The 380-nt window shown below is 68.2% G+C and carries 1 protein-coding gene; it reads left to right on the plus strand.

Translation table 11 applies throughout. From position 1 onward, the window contains the following. Position 1: 1 nt before the first annotated feature. A partial coding sequence (locus SB771_RS33635; protein WP_410721873.1) for a hypothetical protein occupies positions 2-380 on the plus strand: 379 nt, incomplete at its 3' end.

Consider the following 380-nt stretch of genomic DNA (forward strand, 5'->3'; position numbering starts at 1 on the left):
GATTGCGCGCGCGATCGCCGCGCATCAGGTCGTCATCGTTTGCGGCGAAACAGGTTCGGGCAAGACCACCCAGCTGCCGAAGATCTGCCTCGATCTCGGCCGCGGCCTCGGCGCCGGCGGCACGGGCCTGATCGGCCACACGCAGCCGCGGCGGCTCTCCGCGTCGTCGACGGGCCGGCGCATCGCCGAGGAGCTCGGCACGCCGTTCGGCGAAGTCGTCGGCTACAAGGTGCGCTTCACCGACAACCTTGCGCCGGGCGCGTCGGTCAAGCTGATGACCGACGGCATCCTGCTCGCCGAGACGCAGAACGATCCGCTGCTGAAATCGTACGACACGCTGATCATCGACGAGGCGCACGAGCGCAGCCTGAACATCGACT

Origin of the sequence: Burkholderia sp. SIMBA_051, from assembly GCF_046534915.1 — a bacterium.
Lineage (GTDB): Bacteria > Pseudomonadota > Gammaproteobacteria > Burkholderiales > Burkholderiaceae > Burkholderia > Burkholderia ambifaria.